This window comes from Pseudarthrobacter enclensis (genome assembly GCF_030811655.1).
In the GTDB taxonomy this organism is placed as follows: Bacteria; Actinomycetota; Actinomycetes; order Actinomycetales; family Micrococcaceae; genus Arthrobacter; species Arthrobacter enclensis_A.
In genome coordinates, this window is sequence record NZ_JAUSRE010000047.1 from 1 (window position 1) to 3305 (window position 3305).

The following is a 3305-nucleotide window of genomic DNA, read 5'->3' on the forward strand; positions in this document are numbered from 1 at the left end:
TATGAACCTGGATCTGGCTGCGCCTTTTTGGTGTGGTTGGTTTTCGTGGTTCTCTCGAAAATGTTTTTGATCTTTGTGGTCAAGTTTTTAAGAGCACACGGTGGATGCCTTGGCATTAGGAGCCGAAGAAGGACGTAGGAATCTGCGATAAGCCTGGGGGAGTCGATAACCGGACTGTGATCCCAGGGTGTCCGAATGGGGAAACCCCGCTGAGCGCCGCAAGGTGACTTGGTGACCCGTACCTGAACACATAGGGTGCGTGGGGGGAACGCGGGGAAGTGAAACATCTCAGTACCCGCAGGAAGAGAAAACAATAGTGATTCCGTTAGTAGTGGCGAGCGAACGCGGATCAGGCTAAACCGTTCCATGTGTGATAGCCGGCGGGCGTTGCATGGTCGGGGTTGTGGGACTTTCCATACCAGTTCTGCCGGGCTGGTGGGGTGTGATGTGCGCGCATAGGTGAACGGTTTTGAAAGGCCGGCCAGAGAGGGTGTTAGTCCCGTAACCGTAATGTGTTTGTACCGCCTGTGAGAGTATCCCAAGTAGTACGGGGCCCGAGAAATCCCGTGCGAATCTGTCAGGACCACCTGATAAGCCTAAATACTCCCTAATGACCGATAGCGGACCAGTACCGTGAGGGAAAGGTGAAAAGTACCCCGGGAGGGGAGTGAAACAGTACCTGAAACCGTGTGCTTACAATCCGTCGGAGCCAGTCTGATTCTGGTGACGGCGTGCCTTTTGAAGAATGAGCCTGCGAGTTAGTGTTACGTCGCGAGGTTAACCCGTGTGGGGCAGCCGTAGCGAAAGCGAGTCTGAATAGGGCGTGTGAGTGGCGTGATCTAGACCCGAAGCGAAGTGATCTACCCATGGCCAGGTTGAAGCGACGGTAAGACGTCGTGGAGGACCGAACCCACTTCAGTTGAAAATGGAGGGGATGAGCTGTGGGTAGGGGTGAAAGGCCAATCAAACTTCGTGATAGCTGGTTCTCCCCGAAATGCATTTAGGTGCAGCGTTGCGTGTTTCTTGCTGGAGGTAGAGCTACTGGATGGCTAATGGGCCCTACAAGGTTACTGACGTCAGCCAAACTCCGAATGCCGGTAAGTGAGAGCGCAGCAGTGAGACTGTGGGGGATAAGCTTCATAGTCGAGAGGGAAACAGCCCAGACCACCAACTAAGGCCCCTAAGCGTGTGCTAAGTGGGAAAGGATGTGGAGTTGCCCAGACAACCAGGAGGTTGGCTTAGAAGCAGCCACCCTTAAAAGAGTGCGTAATAGCTCACTGGTCAAGTGATTCCGCGCCGACAATGTAGCGGGGCTCAAGTACACCGCCGAAGTTGTGGCATTCACATATGTTCCTAGCCTTCGTGGTTCAGGAGTGTGGATGGGTAGGGGAGCGTCGTGTGGGCGGTGAAGTCGCGGTGTAAACCAGCGGTGGAGCCTACACGAGTGAGAATGCAGGCATGAGTAGCGAAAGACGGGTGAGAAACCCGTCCGCCGAATGATCAAGGGTTCCAGGGTCAAGCTAATCTGCCCTGGGTAAGTCGGGACCTAAGGCGAGGCCGACAGGCGTAGTCGATGGACAACGGGTTGATATTCCCGTACCGGCGAAAAACCGCCCATGCTGAGCGGGGGATACTAACTGCCCGAAACCTGCCCGATCACCCTTGTGGTGTGAGGGTTTTGGTGGAGCGCAGGGCCTGATCCCGGGAGGCAAGCGTATTAACAGGTGTGACGCAGGAAGGTAGCCGAGCCGGGCGATGGTTGTCCCGGTCTAAGGATGTAGGGCGAGTGGTAGGCAAATCCGCCACTCATATGGCCTGAGATCTGATGGGACCCCCGTATGGGGGGATTTGGTGATCCTATGCTGCCGAGAAAAGCATCGACGCGAGGTTTTAGCCGCCCGTACCCCAAACCGACACAGGTGATCAGGTAGAGAATACCAAGGCGATCGAGAGAATTATGGTTAAGGAACTCGGCAAAATGCCCCCGTAACTTCGGGAGAAGGGGGGCCCCAACCTTGAACGCCACTTGCTGGTGGGAGGGGATCGGGGCCGCAGAGACCAGGGGGAAGCGACTGTTTACTAAAAACACAGGTCCGTGCGAAGTCGCAAGACGATGTATACGGACTGACTCCTGCCCGGTGCTGGAAGGTTAAGAGGACCGGTTAGCCTCACGGCGAAGCTGAGAATTTAAGCCCCAGTAAACGGCGGTGGTAACTATAACCATCCTAAGGTAGCGAAATTCCTTGTCGGGTAAGTTCCGACCTGCACGAATGGAGTAACGACTTCCCCGCTGTCTCAACCATAAACTCGGCGAAATTGCAGTACGAGTAAAGATGCTCGTTACGCGCAGCAGGACGGAAAGACCCCGAGACCTTTACTATAGTTTGGTATTGGTGTTCGGAGTGGCTTGTGTAGGATAGGTGGGAGACGTTGAAGCCTGGACGCCAGTTCGGGTGGAGTCATCGTTGAAATACCACTCTGGTCACTTTGGACATCTAACTTCGGCCCGTAATCCGGGTCAGGGACAGTGCCTGATGGGTAGTTTAACTGGGGCGGTTGCCTCCTAAAAAGTAACGGAGGCGCCCAAAGGTTCCCTCAGCCTGGTTGGCAATCAGGTGTCGAGTGTAAGTGCACAAGGGAGCTTGACTGTGAGAGAGACATCTCGAGCAGGGACGAAAGTCGGGACTAGTGATCCGGCGGTACATTGTGGAATGGCCGTCGCTCAACGGATAAAAGGTACCTCGGGGATAACAGGCTGATCTTGCCCAAGAGTCCATATCGACGGCATGGTTTGGCACCTCGATGTCGGCTCGTCGCATCCTGGGGCTGGAGTAGGTCCCAAGGGTTGGGCTGTTCGCCCATTAAAGCGGTACGCGAGCTGGGTTTAGAACGTCGTGAGACAGTTCGGTCCCTATCCGCTGCGCGCGCAGGAAATTTGAGAAGGGCTGTCCTTAGTACGAGAGGACCGGGACGGACGAACCTCTGGTGTGTCAGTTGTACTGCCAAGTGCACCGCTGATTAGCTACGTTCGGATGGGATAACCGCTGAAAGCATCTAAGCGGGAAGCTCGCTTCAAGATGAGATTTCCATACACTTTATGTGTGAGAGGCCCCCAGCCAGACCACTGGGTTGATAGGCCGGATGTGGAAGCGAGGACTAACGACTCGTGAAGCTGACCGGTACTAATAGGCCAACAACTTACACCACACAGAAACACATTCTGCTTGCGTCCACTATGTGGTTCCCAACCAACAACCCGTTGGCGGAACCAAACAACTGAATAACAACACCACCATGCTGCCCCC

At 54.9% G+C, this 3305-nt stretch carries 1 rRNA gene; it reads left to right on the forward strand.

Annotated features, from left to right (window positions below):
• The first annotated feature begins 77 nt into the window (after positions 1–77).
• Positions 78–3207, forward strand: a 23S ribosomal RNA gene (locus tag J2X98_RS22060).
• Positions 3208–3305 lie beyond the last annotated feature (98 nt).